We start from the raw sequence: 16,639 nt of genomic DNA on the forward strand, positions 1-16,639 counted from the left end.
GCTAGCTGGCGCGGCAGGACGTGGGAGGACGGATCACGTATGCGTCGATAGGAGGACAAGATGAAAACGGAACTGGGCAAGTGGAACCCGTTCAAGTTCCTACGCAGGACGACCGCCGAAAAGCCGTCCAGAGCATCCAGGGACGAGTCATCCAACGTCGCAGTATCCAGGCAAGGGTTACCGGACTCGCCGGACGTTTCGCGGTATTTTTCCGGTGACCCCTGGCGAGCGATGAGCGAATTCCTGCATGAACCGTTCGCGGGCTTCAGTGGTCTGGATCGATGGTTCGGCGACTTCAGTTCCTCTCGCTTCCAGCCCCGGATCGACGTCGTCGATGATGGCGCGGCGCTGAGGATCACCGCCGAGTTGCCGGGTATGGACCGCGAAGATGTGCAGACTTCCATCGAAGACGGGGCGCTGGTGCTGCGAGGTGAGAAGAAGCAGGATATTCGGAGCGAGGAAAACGGCTGTTACCGCTTGGAGCGAGCGTATGGCGCATTCATGCGTAGTATCCCCCTGCCGGATGGTCTCGACCTGGATCACGTCGAGGCGAAATTCGAACGAGGCCTATTGACATTGCGTCTACCCAAGTCGGGTTCGCCGCCGCCAGCCGTCAGGAAGATCGAAGTCAAGTAAGCTGGTCGGCAATCTAGTGAGGCGGTCCGCATACCCGGGGCCAGCCTGCAACGGCTTCCAAAGGGAGATTTCGATGGAGTTCGATTCTGAATGGCTGACGCTGGGTACCCATCGGGTGCGGCTCAGATGCGCGCGCGGATTCCCGACCGAGAGAACGCGGAGTGTGGCGGAACTGGCCAGGATTGCCATCGAGAATAATTTGAGCGCGGGCGCCCGCCTTGTCGAGGTCACTGGACAAGGCGAGAAAGCCTATACGATCAGCGTCGGTACGACTTTCGAAAAAGACAGGGAAGCGGCGCCCCACCTTGAATTGGCTTTGGCCACGATATTTGGACTGAGGGTCGAGCAGGTCAACATGGAGGTGGTGGTGGTCAGTCAAGCGGAAGTGGACAGGCACTTTGGCGTGTATGAGCGGATGTTGGCGGAGAAGCTTGGCGTCGTTCCACCCATACAGTGAGGCCCAGGCAGCCCGGGGAACGCGCCCCCTGGTGCTGCGGTGATCGGCCGCGAGACGGGTCGCGAGAAGGCCCTATCACGCGGGGCGCTGCACCTGATTCTGAAAGAAGTGTTCGGTCGAGCGGCCGAGCGCCTGCGGTCGCGCGGGCCCGAGTGGGAACCGCAGGCAGCCGTGCTCGCCAGCGCCTCGGCCCTTGGCTGCGTCATACCGCCGGCTCGCACATGACCGACCAGGATACGTGGGACGCCGGCAGAAGAGCGCAAACACGGCGACCGCCGCCGCGCACGGCCCCTCCCCTGGAGGCAGGGTTTTTGCCCGAAGGGCCACAAGGTTTGGAAGGAAATGGCTAGCCGTATCCTAACTTGAGCATGTGGTGGGCGGCTTCCACCTCGAGACATACTCGGTATCCTAGGGACAACGTCAATACTTTGGTGCTGCGGTGATTCTCAGTTCTCGCCTCCATGCTGTGCCTACTGCCGGATATTCGCCGGCGTCAAACCTGCTCGCCGACCGGAGTCCGGCAGCCCCGCTACCTCCGTTCCACTGGGGGCTCGTCCTTTGCATCCAGGATGAAGACGGTGATGGGGCGGCGGCTGAGGTCGCGGGTACTAACCTGCCAGGCGATACCACTGCATGGGACATCGAAAGCTTGCCGTGGGGCTCTGCATCAGAGTCTGCCTACCGATTGTCCAGGCTCGAGGTGCGCTTCCCGCGGCCGGACTGGAACGCTTCGTTCTGGTCGCGCGAGTACTTAGAGGAGGTCGCTCGAGACTTTGCCCATCGATTCCTCGTGCCTGCGCCGCGGGCTGGCGGCCGGATCACGCACCATCAAATCAATGCATGGCTCGAGTCGCTGGGCCTCTCGGTGATACCTCTCCCCCTGTCGGTACGACTCGTCGCGTGCACGCGGTGAGCATAAAGAAGAACGGCCACCGCGAAGGTGGCCGTTTCAAAAGGTCGTGTCGTTATGCGGCTCGACGAAACCCCCGCGTCTGCTTACGCAGACGCTCCTTCTATTCCTGACGCTCCGCACGCTCGGCAAGCCGTTTCACGCGGCGCTACAGTTTCCAGATATCGCAGAAATCCACACCTTCCTGGACTGATGCGATCACGATGACGCGCTTGCCCATCGCACGCAACCAAGATTCGCTGAAGCGTCCGAGCAGTCTTGTCGCCGGCGGCGACGAGCCGCTGCAGCAGACGGACATCGGGGCCGAGCCAATCGAGATGAAGGCCGGGCACGCGATGACACAAGTACTTCCACACCGGCGAGTCTTCCGTGATGGCCAGACCGCGCTCCCAGATGTTGCGCAGGATCGCGCGATACTCCTCCGGGGTCTTTTCCGGACGCGCTACCACCTTCGGAATGAAGGTCGATGGCGCCATGCCCTGCTTGTACCGCGCCTCCCGCAGCTCGGAATAGATTTCAGCCAGTGGCTTGCCGGTGACCTCGTGGATGACGCCCACTAGATCCCCACCGGTTTCGCACTTGGCGCAATACCATCCCGAACCACCCTTCCCGCGACGTTCCCAGACAACTCGAAACGTCGAACCGCCAGAGCAGAACGGACAGGGTCCCCATTTACCACTGAGGATCTTCTGGTCCTGCACGTAGTCCGGCAGCACATTTCTCCAGTCGATCGAATCAACGTCGACACGTTCGTCATCATTGTTCTCTGCTGGTCAGGACATCAAGCGCTTCGGTCCGATCTTCGGCTTATCAACCACTGTCTTCGCGTCCGAAGACGACCGGAAAAGCGCCTTATGTCGAATCTTCAAAATTCGTATCCGACACCGACGTTCACAATTAGTGGAGCCGCCGACATGCGGGTCCTGTTCGAAAGAACGACTTGCCCGTTCGCATTTACTGCATTGAAGCTCGCATTGGTTTTGAGCGGAAACCAGGTCATCGACCCGGTGAGCATCCAGCGCACGTTGATCCGATACGCCCAGCCAGCCTCAAGCACCGGATTCCACGACGAACTCAACGACGCCTCGACGCTTCCGCCCGGACCTGCGAGCTGACTTAATGCTCCGGAAAATAGCGGATTCAATTGGACCGATCTGAACCACGAATAGTTAACGCCGACTCCCAAGAATGGCCTTATCTTGTTCTCCGCCCCTCCAAAGTAGTATTTCGCGACAACTATAGGCGCCCACGCCCGCACGGTGAAGAGTGGTTGAATTTCACCAAGCGGTAAAACAGGACCACCGACTCCGAAAGCCGCCACATTTCCCTGGGCACCAACTTCCAGCTTTGGCGGCACAGCTACGGCTCCTTCCACTGCCAGATGATCCGTTATGAAATAGGTAAAAAGCATCGAAGGCATAACCGCGTTATGAACTACAGTATTTGTTCCCGGCGACGTAAAAGTCCCAAATACCGAAGAGCTGACAATCGGTTGCGATTTTGAGTTCGGAAAATCGAGCCATGATGCACCCAACGTAGTCACAAAGCTTCCGGCACTTTGCGCACGAACACAACACGGATGAAGAGTAGCGGCCACCATGCAGAACGTAGTCATTGTTTTCAAATGCTTCAAAGCCGTCTCCAATGTTTTTATCGATCCTTTGTCCGACGCCACAGCTTCGTTGCGCCACGCGGTATGTTCTTTCAGGAAAAATCGGGCCTACCGCTCAGCTAATCGTTCACACCCAATCCATCGCCACAATTCTTAGGCGTCGTCCACTCGCTTCCCGCTCGCTCTCTTGATTGAGACCCTTCTCGCAGTTCATATCAGGCGCATTGCGGGACGCTCGGGAGCCGGTGGAAAAACGCGCCACGGGCCGCCTTCATGACGGAAGAAATACAAAGCGACCCCATTTCATCTTTGACCGTCTCAACCCTGACATAGCATTGTCGTTTGGGCTCGCCTGTTCCTGAACTCCGTAATTCGAATTCCTGTCACGGGATCCGGCTCGAGCCAATCGGGGGCCCATCGTGCGCAACGATTTTGGCTTACAAACCGTCAGCACCTCCTTCGCATATCTTATTAATACGTCGGCACTACAAGGCAGATCGTTGCCCAAGAACGAGTCGACGATCATTGAGTTTCTTCCAGATCGTCCCATCCAGCTGTTGGATCGTAAGTGCCATCTTTTCGGCCTTTGCACAGGGCGTCGTGACGGGGGCCCCTTGAGACGGCTTCCAACCAACTCACCGGACCGCTTCAGGCGCTTATCAGTTGCTCACTTAGTGACCCTTGCCCAATGCAACGGCCCGATATCAAACGAGCCGGTGCATTCATATTGACCGCTAGACCTTCTTGAGCTTGTGGCCTCCTGCAACATAGTCCTTCATCATTTGTATCGCCTGTGTGTCGTAGGACATCATGTGTATGAAGCCAGCAGCTTCACGGTCTAGACTCTCCGACAGAGGTAGATCCTCGCTCGAACGTACAAGCTGTTTGTAGAATGAGAGCGCTGCGGCGGGCTTGTCGAGAAACTCGTTCGCTATCTGCAGCGCTGCTGTGACCACGTCTTCAGTCACATAGTGGTGAACCAGACCTTCTTTCGCAGCTTCTTCGGGATAAAAAAGGCGGCCACGTAACACCCATTCGAGAGCTTTCCCAGCACCCACTGCTCGAGCGAGCCTCACTGAAGCGCCGGCACCCGTTATAAGGCCAATCTGGATTTCCGGTTGTCCTATTGTGTATGTACCGGGTCCCGCGATCCGAATGTCGCAACAAAGCGCAATTTCGAGTCCGCCACCCATGCAGTAGCCGTTAATAGCGGCAATCGTAGGCTTTTGCGAATGTTCAATCTTTTCCCAACCAGCCCGCAGCGGGCTGCGCGCACCCAACGGGTCCGGCAGGCCAGCTTCCCGGCCAGTGCGGACCATTTGGCCAAATGCAAGCAAATCCTCAACGGACACATGCCGAACGAACTCTTCCGGTTGTCCGCCGGTGAAGATAATTGCACGCACGTTGGGGTCGGCCTCTAGCGTGTCCATAACCCCATTAAGCTGGGCGAGCATGTCAAAGTCCATGAATCCCTTGTTCGGATTGCAAAATTTTACGACCGCAATTTGATTATTGGTTTCAAATGAAACTTTTCCCATCGTTGTCTCCATTGATTTATCGCCGCGCCCCCAACCTTGATCGCCAGTCGCGGACATCACGATACAGTTGGCGAGAGATGCTGCTTGAACCAGCCCACTGCCGCACTACTACTGACATCGAAACTGGGCCCCGCATACGCATCGAAATGACCACCTGGAATTACAACAAGCTTCTTTGGCTCGAGTGCCCGATTGAATGCGCCTAGCTGCAAGTCGCCGGGGTTCACGTGATCGGCAGCCGCCACAACCATGAGGAGTGGAGTCGGAGAAATGGCAGACACGTAACAGCCCGGTTCATACTCCATCAACATTTCGATTGACCGAAGGGTCACCTCGTTTTTCCATGCCGGTGCGCGAGACTGCGCCGTTACAGAGAACCATTCCCACGCGTCCGATTGAGGCATCGCGCTTGGTAAGGCCGGATCTTCACTTACCGCCGGAATCATCGCGGGAATCTCGCCAGAGAAACGGCGCATTCGGTCTTCGTCGAGCGTGGCCCGCAGCGCAGGAAGATGGTCAGGGCGGACAGCTCGATCAATGAGCTGCTTCCCCGACACAAAGGGAACTTGTGACACGACGCATTTGACTCGCCTATCGATCGCGCCTAGCATCAGGACGTGACCACCGCTGTAACTAGATCCCCATACGCCAATCCGATTCTTATCAATGCCATCCAAACTGCTTATAAAAGAAATGGCATTCCGATAGTCCCGGACCTGTTGTATTGGGTCAATTTCGTATCGAGGAGTACCGTCGCTAGCTCCGAAGTTTCGATTGTCGAAAACCAGGACGGCAAAACCGGCATCGCAGAAAGCGTCGGCATAGCTATCGAGATACATCTCTTTCACCGCTGAATAGCCGTGTGCCATCACGACGGCGGCGCATGCCGAGGTCCCGCTGTCTGGTTTGTAAAGCCATCCCCGCAATGTCACGCCCTCTGCGTTAAAGCTAACATCTTGTCTCACAGCACGCTCCTCCTAGCTATTTGTGTGGTTTTGTCTACACCGTGGGTAGACCGATTACTCTCGGACTATAATGGCCATCTCCCCGCTCTGGTTAAGCCGCCTTCGAACAGTCCGAAGGATGACGCGAAGCGCCCGCACCTTCCAATGCGGGACGACGGCATGCTTTGTGCCGCGCCGCATCCATAAGCCGGCGTAGTGATTCTGTGACCGTGAGACGGGCGTCACAAGGTTGAGGAATGCCAAAAATGGGGTAAGTTGGTGCCAATGCAGCTACCCGCAGCACCGCGATGACGGCGCGAAGACGCTTGCACACGTCCGCTCATTCGGTTCGCTCAGCATCGCCTCTGGCGAGCGAGAATCGTCAAGGTCAGTTAGAACCCGACGTGCTCGCGGCCTTTCAGCCGGAGGATTTCACGAGCCTCTGCTGGTGTAGCAATGTCGAAGGAAAGCTCTTCTAAGATCCGACGAATCTTTTTGACTTGTTCTGCGTTCGAACGAGCCATCTTGCCCTTTTCAATGAAAATGCTATCTTCCAAGCCGACCCGGACGTTGCCACCCATGATTGCCCCAGCGGTAAGCAGTGTCATCTGATGGCGGCCCGCGCCTAGCACAGAGAATTCATACGATTCCCGACCGAAAAGGCGATCCGCGACAGTGCGCATCATTGTGATATTTTCAGGATCCGGGCCGAGACCGCCCAAAATGCCGTAAATGGACTGGATGAAAAAAGGCGGTTTAATCAACCCTTCATCGACAAAGTGCGCAAGGTTGTAGAGATGGCCGACGTCGTAACACTCGAGCTCAAAGCGAGTGCCGTGCTCGCTCAGTTCTGTGACGATGTTTTTTATGTCCTTGAACGTGTTCTTAAAAATCGCGTCTTCGGTCGCTTGGACCGCTGGGCCTTCCCAGTCGTATTTCCATTTCCTGATCTTGCTTGCGATCGGATGAATCGAGAAATTCATGGAACCCATGTTAAGAGAACACATCTCTGGCCTAGCAATTCGCGGATATGCGAGTCGTTCGGCCAGCGTCATGGAGGAGCCTCCCCCCGTTGTGATGTTGATGATGGCGTCGGTCTCGGCGGCTATTCGAGGGACAAACTGTTCAAACAACCCCGGGGCGGGCGAAGGGCGTCCATCTATCGGATTGCGAGCGTGCAAGTGAAGAATAGCGGCGCCGGCTTCGAACGCTTCAATAGACTGTACTGCGATCTGTTCTGGAGTAATCGGCAAGTACTCTGACATCGTCGGTGTATGTATAGAGCCGGTTACGGCGCAGGTAATGATTACCTTGCGTTTTTCTGCGCTCATGGAGCGTCTCCTCGGAGGAACACAAACTTGATATGCGCGGGACGTGTTGTCGCCGGTGATTAGAACGGCAGTCCGGGGCGGCAGGTATGTGTCCTGTCTCCGGCCCGTAGCAGTTCGAAAATGAGCCAAGATATGCCGCGGCGGACTTCACCTCACTTGTCACTTTTGCGCGCAGGTGTTGTATGCTGGACTAACGATGAAAATGGCTGTTCGCATTACTTTTCGCACGAGGCGCCAAAGCCTGATTCGGGCAATTGGGAAGCACCCAGTCGCTGGGCGCTTATCAATCCGCTAGGCTCCGGTCATTCCGGGCCCTGTCCCCAGAGATTTCATGTTCGCGGGGATCTTTTCCGCGAAAGTAAACGGACCGGCCTTGTTTTCCTCGATCCACCGCTTCTCGGCTACAGATTCAAAGGGAGGAGGAATTTCGCCCTGAACCGTCCACAGGTCAACAGGCAGTTCGGCAATCGAGAACTCGCGGTCGAAACCTCGATCTCGCACCCAGGGCGCAACGAGTTCGTCGATCGTCCTCATCCAAAACTCCCGCCCAATCGGGCTTGGGATCGTCCTTGCAATCTGGTCGATCTTGAACCGAACAAAGTTGTTGCGTGGTTCTCCGCCAACGAAGCACGAACCTTCTTCTAGCTCCTCGAAGATTACGACAACATAAAACCGCGGAATCGGTATCTGCGCGTACGCCTCGGTAATTACCTTGGACATAGCCTTCTTGTCCTCGGCAGCGTAAGCCCCGGCCGGGTGATAAATCTTCCACAATGGCATAGTCTCTCTCCAGTCCATGTCGACCAACGTATTAACAACTACCTTGCTTCTAGCAAGGAACCCGTCGCCACCTGCCGCGACTAACTTTTAACCCTCACCTACCTGTTCGTCTTTGGGTAACGATTGACGCGTGCTCGCCATTAACGACGCACTCACGTCTGCGAATAGCGGTTGACCGATCAATCAGCCGAAATCATCTTCTTAAGCTCATTCGACCAGTAAATGTGTGGCGATCGCGTCACCGATCGGTGAAAGTCAGGTCTATGGTTGTCGATCTCTTAGGGGCTATCCCTGATAGGAAACCGTTACCTTATGAGCGGATGATACGTAGCGCTATGAGACCCGGCGAGGTTCGACGGTGCCAACGTAGAGGTCATTTGGTGTCAAATTACCGACAGTGGCGGCGCGATATTGAATCAGTGCAAGGGCGGCGACAACGAGGCCACATCAACTGGACGTAGCTGTAACCGATAGCATCGAACACTTCTTGTGAAATCAGCGATCCCGGACCTTTCTTCGGAGAAACCTTGTGCTTAACATGTCATCGGATGACCCGCCGCCGACCTCTCCCGACTACCTGCGAAATTTGGCGATGGATGCTCCAACGCAGAGGGTGTTTGGGTTACGCGCATTATTTGCAGAACTCGCAGACCAAGGCGTGCCGGCCGACCAGTTGCTGGCGGGCTCTGGGATAACGACTAACCAGCTAAGTGACCCCCGATCCCTAGTCTCGCGCCGACAACGGCTAGTAGTCTATGACAATGCGCATCGTCTATCCGGTCGGCCGGAGCTAGGGATCTACGCTGGTAAAAGACAACGCATGAGCGATTTTTGCGTCTTCGGATACGCAATGGCAAGCTGCAGCACGCTGGGCGACGCACTCGATCTGGGCCTAAAGCAGTTTCCGCGCGCCACGCATACCGTTCCACTAGGTTCTCGCATCGAAGGCGACCTCGGCATTTTGTTCGCGCCCAATGCCACCTTTTTAGGAGACGCATTGCCGTTTGTTAGCGAGTTTTGGTGCAGCTCGATGAATGGTTTGTTTTGCAATATTTTGGAGGCGCCCTTTCCCTCGATTCGGATGCTCGTCTCATATCCCGCCCCCTCGTATTGGCGCGAGTACGAGACGCAGTTCGGCTGCCCCATCGAATTCGACGCGGGGGTCAACGAATGGCACTACGACGCGCTAGCGCGTGATCTGGTGCTGCCGAACGCGAATCCGATGACCACGAGCATCCTTCAGTCTTTCTCGTGGGATCCGCCACTAATAGACGAAGCCAAAGGCCTTGACCTGGTATCTACCATCACCGCCATGCTTATGAATCAAAAGGGTGACATTGGAAACATCGATTCTGTAGCCGAAAGACTGGGACTGTCCCTGCGGACGCTGCATCGCCGCCTCGCGGCCGGAGGCGTCACATATAAGTCAATCGTTGATGAGGTGCGCCAAAGACTGGCCTTCCGGTTCCTTAAGCAAACCACGATGACGATCGAGCAGATAGCGGAGCAGACAGGATTCTCAGACGCCTCCAACTTCCGTAAGGCTTTCAAAAGGTGGACAGGCCGGACGCCGAGTGACGTGAGACATCCGGAGGACAAGAACGTCTCGCAACCACCGTCCGAGGCGTCGTTCAATTCAAATCCGCGCCTTTGAGCTGGCTAGAAACTGAACTGCGTTTGCTTTCCTGCTAATCAACGAGTAGAACACGCCCGCGCAATGCCGCGCGGCAGCGCACGGTCGCGAACGTTCAGTCCATAGCGTTCGTTCGCGTGAGTGCCGCCAACGCGCGCGGGAGAGCCGTAAAAACGTCAGCAGAGCGGCGACAGTCCGAACTGACGGAGCTTATGACCCAACAGACGGTTTAACTCGTCGCTCGTCATGATTGCGCTCGCTCACCTTGCACTGCCAAAAAGCAACGCTTGATTGTGCCAATCCGATCTCAGCGGCTTCCCGGTGTGTTACGTCCTCGACGTACGGCGCGATTGACTGGTCAGAGCGCCAGCCGAAGAAGGCTTGTCGATATCCGATTCATCGAGGCCCCTGCGGCGGCCCGTTTCCTTGAAGTCGGTCGCACAGGTACTTCTCAAGCAGTGCGGATGCAGATCGGCGAATTCAGGATGCCTCAGGCCGATCTGGCTGACGATCCCTTTCACCCGGTTCAGGCTCAGGGGCAGACCAGTCCGGCTCTGGAACAGAAACGGTACGTCAGCATTCGCTATAGCGAGCGCCTGGCCGAGGCGGCCATCGAGCCGTCGGTCGGTAGCCGGGGCGACAGCTACACAGCTACGACAACGCTTTGGCTGAGACGCTCAGCGGGCTGTACAAGGCTGAGCTGATCCATCGTCGTACTGCCTGGAAGACGCGTGAATCCGTTGAACTGGCCACGCTGGAATGGGTAGCCTGGTTCAATCACCACCGGCTGATGGAACCCTTCGGCTATATCCCGCCAGCCGAAGCCGGGGCGGTTCACAACCCGCCGTCAACACAAGAGCACGGAGGCCGAATCTTCGGTCTCGTAGACCTGCCCCCACGACGCAAGAACGCGGACCTGCCTGAACAGGTTCGCTATTTCAAACGTCCCTCGTACCTCGTCTGCGACGATCGTCAAGATGCTTGCACTCAGCGTTTGATCCTTGACCAACCGGCTGAACAAGCGAACAAGCGAACGACAATCATCGTCGTTTGCATCCCCTTGTCCTTGTCCACGGCCTGGAGCGCGAACTGCGTATAGTCGGCCAGCGGTGCAACGACAGCCCTCTCAGCCTCTGTCGATCGCCAGCCTGGAGAAAAGCGCCCAACGCGCGACGAGCCTTCATGTACCGGACTTTCGGGGTAGTTGTCGCCCGGATGGTAGGACCGGCGCGAAGCCACACCGTCGTCACCGAGCCAGCGAGCGAACCATTGTGGCGATCCGCTACGACTGCCGGCCTCGGCAGTATCGAATAGTTCCCGTTCCCGATTCCAGACGCGATTCACCTCTCTCGCCAGGGAATTAAGCCAGAGCCCATGCTTCTCCTACGCAAGCAAGGGACTCGGGTGACGGTACGGACGGAATGGGCTGCCATCCCACATCGCTGCGACCTGCGGGATGCAAATGCAGGCACGTGAATGTTCACGGCGACAAGCAGGCGACATTCCGCGCATTGCTATTTGTCCTTACCCAGCCCAGCGGACTCAACGAGCAGTGGAGCCACAATGACCACCAGCAGAGCGCGCTCAATGCACTACCTGAAAATGCATCATAGAGCACCCCCCAGAGGCCGAGCCGCCGATTTTTGATGAATTTGAAAAAATTCTTTCCTCTTTTCCCTCTTCTTCCCACCGGACATGTTTCCTAAAGTAGCCAACAAGAGTCGCAAGAGAAGCGTACCGAACGAGACCGTCGGATGCAGTTCCGCTACATCGCGACAACACCCCACCGCTGCTCGCCGCAAGCTCGTCAGTGCATCTTCCGCCAGCCGTCAATAGGCGTGGGCGAAATAGCTTAGTCCTAGCTCGATGACCTGACACTGGCGCAGCCGCCTGCTTACGCAGAAACGAATAGTATTCAAGGAACACATCATGTTGATTGACCCAAGTACCCTTAGCGCGGCATCGAATTACAAACTGCTGATCGGCTCTATCTTGCCCCGCGCAATCGCATGGGTCCGCACCGAGTCAAAAGACGGCATCGCAAACCTTGCGCCAATCTCCTTCTTCACTGCCGTTGGACGTAAGCCGCCAATGGTTTCGCTCTCGCTTCAACCACGCTCAGATGAAGTTACCTTGAAGGACACCTTTGTCAATATCCGAGACACAGGAGAGTTCGTAGTCAACGTCGTTAGCCTGGAACTGGCTCATGCAATGCATCGCACCGCCTACGAATTCCCTTCCGATGCCGACGAGTTCAATGAGGTCGGGCTTGAGAAGGCTGCATCAGTCGTAGTACGTCCTCCCCGAGTTAAGAATGCACCTATCGCGATGGAGTGCAAGCTCAATCGCATCATTCCCATCGACAAAGACCTTGACCACGTGGTGTTTGGTGAAGTGGTGCGCTTCCATATCCGCGATGATCTCTATCTCGACCGCGGCCGCATCGACACCGCGGGGCTGCAAGCTGTCGGACGCCTAGCTGCCGAATACACCCTCGTCAAGAACGCCTTCACGACACCCCTTGACGAGCAAGTGCTTGCCGCCTTCCAGAACAAGCGCATCGAACGACTCGACGCGCATGACGACGGTTTCTCTCCTATCGATACAAATGCTTGGTCTGCTTCCGGCGCTACGCGTTAGTCCTATAAATCACTTTGTAGCAAGCCTTAATCAATTCGGCTAACCACGTTACCCCTATGACCAATTCTATGCTCCAAGCACAGCAAACCACACTCGTATTTATTCATGGATTCCTCGATGGCGCCACCGTGTGGAGCGATGTCGTTGCAACCATCGGCGACTGCGCCGCGAGTGCTCAGTGTCTAGATCTTTCAGGAATGGGGGGCCGTTCCGGCGAGAGCGGCCCATACAGCCTCGACCGCTTTGCGGAAGACGTTGCCACCCAAGTTCGTGCACAGGCCGGACCGGTTGTCCTCGTAGGCCACAGCATGGGGGCGCAGATTGCCGAGTTGGTAGCGACACAACTCGGAGAACAGGTCCGAGGCTTCGTGCTCGTCACGCCTGTTCCTTTGAAAGGAGCGGGTCTGCCGGACGAGGTTATGAAGACTTTCCATGCGATGGGTGGCAATCCTGATGCGCAACGGGAAGGCCGCCGCCGATTCTCGGTCAACCTAGACGATGTTCGTCTTGAGAAGCTAGGAATGCTCGGCGACGGAATCATAGCCTCGTCAGTCGGCGTGCTCGCCGACACTTGGAACCGCGGCCACCACTTGGGGGAACAATGCAGCCAGTATGAAGGCCCGGTGTTGATTGTCCGGGGAGAAGGTGATCCCTTTGTCACCGAAGAGATGGTCACTAGTCCACTGCGTCATTGAATTGGCACCGGACGAATTCGCCGCGATGGATCGTCGTACTTCCACTTGATTGGCTTGGGATTCTTGTTGTGTTGGCGGATATAACGCATCAACTTGCGATCCAGGTCCTTCACCGAGGTAAAGACGCCGCGTGCGATCACATCGCGCTGAATACGCGCGAACCAGTTCTCGACCTGATTGAGCCAGGACGTGTAGGTCGGCGTGTAGTGCAACCGCACGTTACGGTGTTCCTCGAGGAAGGTCTGTACGCGCTCGGTTTTGTGGCTGCTGACGTTGTCGCAGATGACATGGATTTCTTGCTCCGGCCGCTGACTGGTCACAACGTCGGTAAGGAAGGCCACGAACTGCTCGCTAGTATGGCGGGGCGCGGTCTTGCCGATCACCTCCCCGGTTGCCGTGTTGAGTGCGGCAAACAGGCTGAGCGTGCCGTTGCGCTTGTATTCAAAGCCGTGACTTTCGGCACGCCCTGGCGACAGTGGCAACATCCGGTCCTTGCGGTCCAGGGCCTGGATCGCGGTCTTCTCGTCCACGCAGAACACCGCCGCATGCGCCGGCGGGTTCAGGTACAGCCCGATCACGTCTGCGGCCTTGGTCTCGAAGTTGGGATCATTGGAGATCATGTGCCGCTCCAACCTGTGCGGGCGCACGCCATGTTTGCGCCAGATGCGCTGCACGGTCGAGACGGATACGCCCCCCAGTTCCGCGGCAAGCTTGTAGCTGCTCCAATGCGTCGCCCCGTCCGCGGGCTTGCGCTTGAGCGTGTAGCTCAGCACACGCGCCTCGAGCTTTTCCGGCGGCTGCAGCGGCGCTCGTCCAGGGTGGCGCGCGTACAAGCCTGCCAGGCGCTCGGCCAGAAACCGGCCCGACCAACGCGAGATGAAACGCGAATCGCAACCCAGCCGCTCAATGATTGCGTCGCGGGACTCGCCGTCTTCAAGCATCAGGATCAGCTTGGCCCGACGCGCGTCGGCCGCTCGAATGGTTCGGCTGCGCGTCGCCGCCAGCAGTTGTTCACGCTCGAGTTCGGTCAGATTCATTTTTCCCATGCACCTGATCTAACCATGAATGGGGTGCTTTTTCAATGACGCAAGGACTAGTTCTGTGAAACCGCGCTTTAACCACCCTACCGTCATTTCGATCGGCAACGCAGGCCACTGGCCACACGTCGAGCAACCTGAAGACTTCGCCACAAACCTTCGTGAGTTCCTAGCAGCGGTCGACGCGACCGCCGTCCCCGCTCAAGGGTGGACCCGCGCGTTCGAGCAAAAATCGGAGAATTCTTTTGCCGACGCCTTTGCGGTGGACGTCGTCCTCGAAGCTAGCGTGCTAACCAGGCCCGCCGTTGGCATCGATGAGGTGAAGACAATAATGGGGACTGCCAGCCAAATCTATGAGGCCCTGGCATTCACATACGAAGCTCATAGCGGCCTGCAAAACTATCTCCAGTGGGAGGCGCAAGCCTTTGGTGGCGAAAAGCTGTTTGGAGTCACGGTCCTGACCAAAAATGAGGAAGGAAAAGTTGTCCATGCAGCAATCCACCATCGGCCGCTGGGCGGTGCCCTGAAGTTCTCGGCTGAGCTGGCGCGACGGCTGCAAGGGAAGATTGACCCCGGTTTCTTCTACACCGGATCTTGACCTATCAGGAGCTTGAAATGGTGACACGGACCGATGTGGAATTTGAAGTAGATGGCAACGTCAAGCTTCGCGGGTGGCTATTTGTCCCGCCTGGCGATGGCCCGCGACCGGCCATTACGATGGCGCATGGCTACGCTGGCGTCAAGGAACACGGCATTGAACCATTCGCGAAAGCCTTTGCTGAGGCCGGATTCGTCGTGATGCTGCACGACCATCGCGGGTTCGGTGCGAGCGAGGGCACGCCTAGGCAGGACGTGGACCCCTGGCGACAGATCGCGGACTGGCGACGCGCTATCAGCTACCTCGAAAGCCTGAATGTCGTCGATTCCAAGCGCATCGGCCTGTGGGGAACAAGTTACGCTGGGGGGCACGCCATCGTACTTGGCGCGACAGACCGCCGGTTGCGTTGTGTCGTCGCACAGGTACCAACCATCAGCGGTTATGAGCAGGGTCTACGCCGCATTCCACCGGAAAATGTAGGTGCAATCGAGGAAATGTTTGCCGATGACGACCGAGCGCAGCTGCAGGGCGAACCGCCGCGCCGTCAGGCAATTGTGAGCACCGATCCCAGTTGTGAACGGTTGTCTAAAACCGGCACTAAACGGCGGCGCGGCTTAAAGATGCGGAGCAACTCCTGTATTGCAGGACGTCCCGAGGTCTTCTGATCCGATATTGAAGGTTGTCACCGGGCGCGTCGGAACGAGCCCGTAGGGCGAGTGCAGACGCGCCCGGTGCGGGCATTCCGCAAGGTGGTGACGTCGCAGTAGGGATGCGGTAAAAGGTTGGCTTTACCGCCGAAAAGAAACAGGCACGACACCGGTCCAAACCGCCAAGTTCATCCCGATGTCGTGCCCCACTCGTGCCAAGGGCGCGCGTGCCGGGCCAGTATGGCACGGCTCGCCCATCCCGTCGAGGCCGCTTCGGCATAACGGGGGAATTGCCGATGCCGGCCACGGGCCGCCTCTTTGTGTGCGCCCATTGCCGGGCGCAGGTCATTGTTTGCCGCCGCTGCGACCGCGGTCAGATCTACTGCAATGGCGGCTGCTCGCAAACAGCGCGCCGCGCCAGCCTGCGCGAGGCCGCTCAGCGCTATCAACGCAGCCGCCGCGGCCGCTTGGCCCACGCGGAGCGGATGCGCCGCTACCGCTGTCGCCAAAAGAAAGTGACGCATCAGGGTTCCGCCGCGCAGGCCGCCGATGCTCTACTGCCGCTGACCTTGACGACGCCGGCCAGAGCACCGGCGCCCGCTGGCGCCTCAACACCGGTGCCTGAGCATTGCCACTTCTGCCGTTGCGCATATTCGGGCTTTGTCCGCCTCGGACCACTGCGTCGTCGGGTCTTCCGTGATGTTCGTACGACTGACCGCACAGGACACGACCCATGACCATTGGAGTAGAACTTGAAGCCCAGATCCTGCGTTACTACCACGTCGAGAAATGGCGCGCCGGCACCATCGCGCGCCAGTTGCATGTGCACCGAGACACCGTTCAGCGCGTGCTGGCGCAGGCCGGTCTGCCCAGGATTGGTAGCGTGCAGCGGCCCTCGCAGATCGACGCCTACCTACCATTCATCCATGAGACGTTGAAGAAGTTCCCGTCGCTCACGGCCAGCCGCCTGTATGCGATGGTGACCGAACGCGGCTACCGCGGGAGCCAGCACCACTTCCGGCACATGATCGCGCTGCACCGGCCGCGCCCACAGCCGGAAGCCTATCTGCGTCTGCGTACCTTGCCCGGCGAGTAATCGAAAGCTTGCGATTACTCGCCTAATAGGAAGGATCGCGTAATCGGAAGGAACGTGCCGAGCCCTCGGACAGTTCGTATCTTTT

The 16,639-nt window shown here is 57.6% G+C and carries 16 protein-coding genes and 1 pseudogene; 9 read left to right on the forward strand and 8 right to left on the reverse strand.

Going from position 1 to position 16,639, the window contains the following annotated elements; genetic code table 11:
• The first annotated feature begins 60 nt into the window (after nt 1-60).
• Nucleotides 61-636, forward strand: coding sequence for an Hsp20/alpha crystallin family protein (locus RM96_RS22590; RefSeq protein WP_039013835.1), 576 nt, complete (start codon nt 61-63; stop codon nt 634-636).
• Between the two features lie 73 nt (nt 637-709).
• Nucleotides 710-1,093, forward strand: coding sequence for a hypothetical protein (locus RM96_RS22595; RefSeq protein ID WP_039013836.1), 384 nt, complete (start codon nt 710-712; stop codon nt 1,091-1,093).
• A 996-nt stretch (nt 1,094-2,089) separates the two neighbouring features.
• Here the strand turns inward: RM96_RS22595 and RM96_RS38825 are convergent.
• The 6 genes from RM96_RS38825 to RM96_RS22620 all read right to left on the reverse strand — a co-directional run bounded on the left by RM96_RS38825 (nt 2,090) and on the right by RM96_RS22620 (nt 8,208).
• Nucleotides 2,090-2,719 (reverse strand): hypothetical protein, encoded by a 630-nt coding sequence (locus RM96_RS38825; RefSeq protein WP_152624192.1) that lies wholly within the window; start codon nt 2,717-2,719, stop codon nt 2,090-2,092.
• Between the two features lie 149 nt (nt 2,720-2,868).
• Nucleotides 2,869-3,636 carry an OmpW/AlkL family protein gene (locus RM96_RS37510; RefSeq protein ID WP_238587371.1) on the reverse strand — a complete coding sequence of 256 codons (768 nt, stop codon included), beginning with the start codon at nt 3,634-3,636 and terminating at the stop codon, nt 2,869-2,871.
• Between the two features lie 713 nt (nt 3,637-4,349).
• A complete protein-coding gene (locus RM96_RS36430; RefSeq protein WP_052279666.1) occupies nt 4,350-5,153 on the reverse strand; it encodes an enoyl-CoA hydratase/isomerase family protein in 804 nt (267 codons plus the stop codon).
• A gap of 56 nt (nt 5,154-5,209) precedes the next feature.
• A complete protein-coding gene (locus tag RM96_RS37515) occupies nt 5,210-6,118 on the reverse strand; it encodes an alpha/beta hydrolase (protein ID WP_082016669.1) in 909 nt (302 codons plus the stop codon).
• 371 nt (nt 6,119-6,489) lie between these two features.
• Nucleotides 6,490-7,428 carry a 3-keto-5-aminohexanoate cleavage protein gene (locus RM96_RS22615; RefSeq protein ID WP_039013845.1) on the reverse strand — a complete coding sequence of 313 codons (939 nt, stop codon included), beginning with the start codon at nt 7,426-7,428 and terminating at the stop codon, nt 6,490-6,492.
• 291 nt (nt 7,429-7,719) lie between these two features.
• Nucleotides 7,720-8,208, reverse strand: coding sequence for a tautomerase family protein (locus tag RM96_RS22620; RefSeq protein WP_039013847.1), 489 nt, complete (start codon nt 8,206-8,208; stop codon nt 7,720-7,722).
• A 592-nt stretch (nt 8,209-8,800) separates the two neighbouring features.
• Between RM96_RS22620 and RM96_RS22625 the strand changes: the two genes are divergently transcribed.
• Together RM96_RS22625 and RM96_RS37520 are read left to right on the forward strand one after the other, a co-directional pair.
• A complete protein-coding gene (locus RM96_RS22625) occupies nt 8,801-9,862 on the forward strand; it encodes an AraC family transcriptional regulator (protein ID WP_063926008.1) in 1,062 nt (353 codons plus the stop codon).
• Nucleotides 9,863-10,407: 545 nt separating this feature from the next.
• Nucleotides 10,408-10,673: pseudogene (locus RM96_RS37520) on the forward strand (integrase core domain-containing protein); the annotation flags it as partial.
• Nucleotides 10,674-10,688: 15 nt separating this feature from the next.
• Here RM96_RS37520 and RM96_RS40915 read toward each other — a convergent pair.
• Complete coding sequence (locus tag RM96_RS40915) at nt 10,689-10,862, reverse strand: hypothetical protein (RefSeq protein WP_193752506.1); 174 nt, start codon at nt 10,860-10,862, stop codon at nt 10,689-10,691.
• 908 nt (nt 10,863-11,770) lie between these two features.
• Between RM96_RS40915 and RM96_RS22635 the strand changes: the two genes are divergently transcribed.
• Together RM96_RS22635 and RM96_RS22640 are read left to right on the forward strand one after the other, a co-directional pair.
• Nucleotides 11,771-12,481, forward strand: a complete 711-nt coding sequence (locus tag RM96_RS22635; RefSeq protein WP_039013850.1) for a flavin reductase family protein — start codon at nt 11,771-11,773, stop codon at nt 12,479-12,481.
• Nucleotides 12,482-12,537: 56 nt separating this feature from the next.
• Nucleotides 12,538-13,176, forward strand: coding sequence for an alpha/beta fold hydrolase (locus tag RM96_RS22640; RefSeq protein ID WP_052279668.1), 639 nt, complete (start codon nt 12,538-12,540; stop codon nt 13,174-13,176).
• Here the strand turns inward: RM96_RS22640 and RM96_RS22645 are convergent.
• Complete coding sequence (locus tag RM96_RS22645; protein WP_039013852.1) at nt 13,170-14,222, reverse strand: IS630 family transposase; 1,053 nt, start codon at nt 14,220-14,222, stop codon at nt 13,170-13,172. The two genes, RM96_RS22640 and RM96_RS22645, sit on opposite strands and share 7 nt — an antisense overlap.
• A 55-nt stretch (nt 14,223-14,277) precedes the next feature.
• On the opposite strand from RM96_RS22645, the gene RM96_RS40170 reads away from it, so the two are divergent.
• From RM96_RS40170 to RM96_RS22660, 3 genes are all read left to right on the forward strand, one after another.
• A complete protein-coding gene (locus RM96_RS40170) occupies nt 14,278-14,811 on the forward strand; it encodes an alpha/beta fold hydrolase (RefSeq protein ID WP_238587372.1) in 534 nt (177 codons plus the stop codon).
• Nucleotides 14,812-14,828: 17 nt separating this feature from the next.
• A complete protein-coding gene (locus RM96_RS22655; protein WP_238587373.1) occupies nt 14,829-15,476 on the forward strand; it encodes an alpha/beta hydrolase in 648 nt (215 codons plus the stop codon).
• Between the two features lie 715 nt (nt 15,477-16,191).
• Nucleotides 16,192-16,554, forward strand: coding sequence for a transposase (locus RM96_RS22660; protein ID WP_039013853.1), 363 nt, complete (start codon nt 16,192-16,194; stop codon nt 16,552-16,554).
• The last annotated feature ends 85 nt before the right edge of the window (nt 16,555-16,639 follow it).

The sequence above is a fragment of the Cupriavidus sp. IDO genome (genome assembly GCF_000812465.1).
Lineage (GTDB): Bacteria > Pseudomonadota > Gammaproteobacteria > Burkholderiales > Burkholderiaceae > Cupriavidus.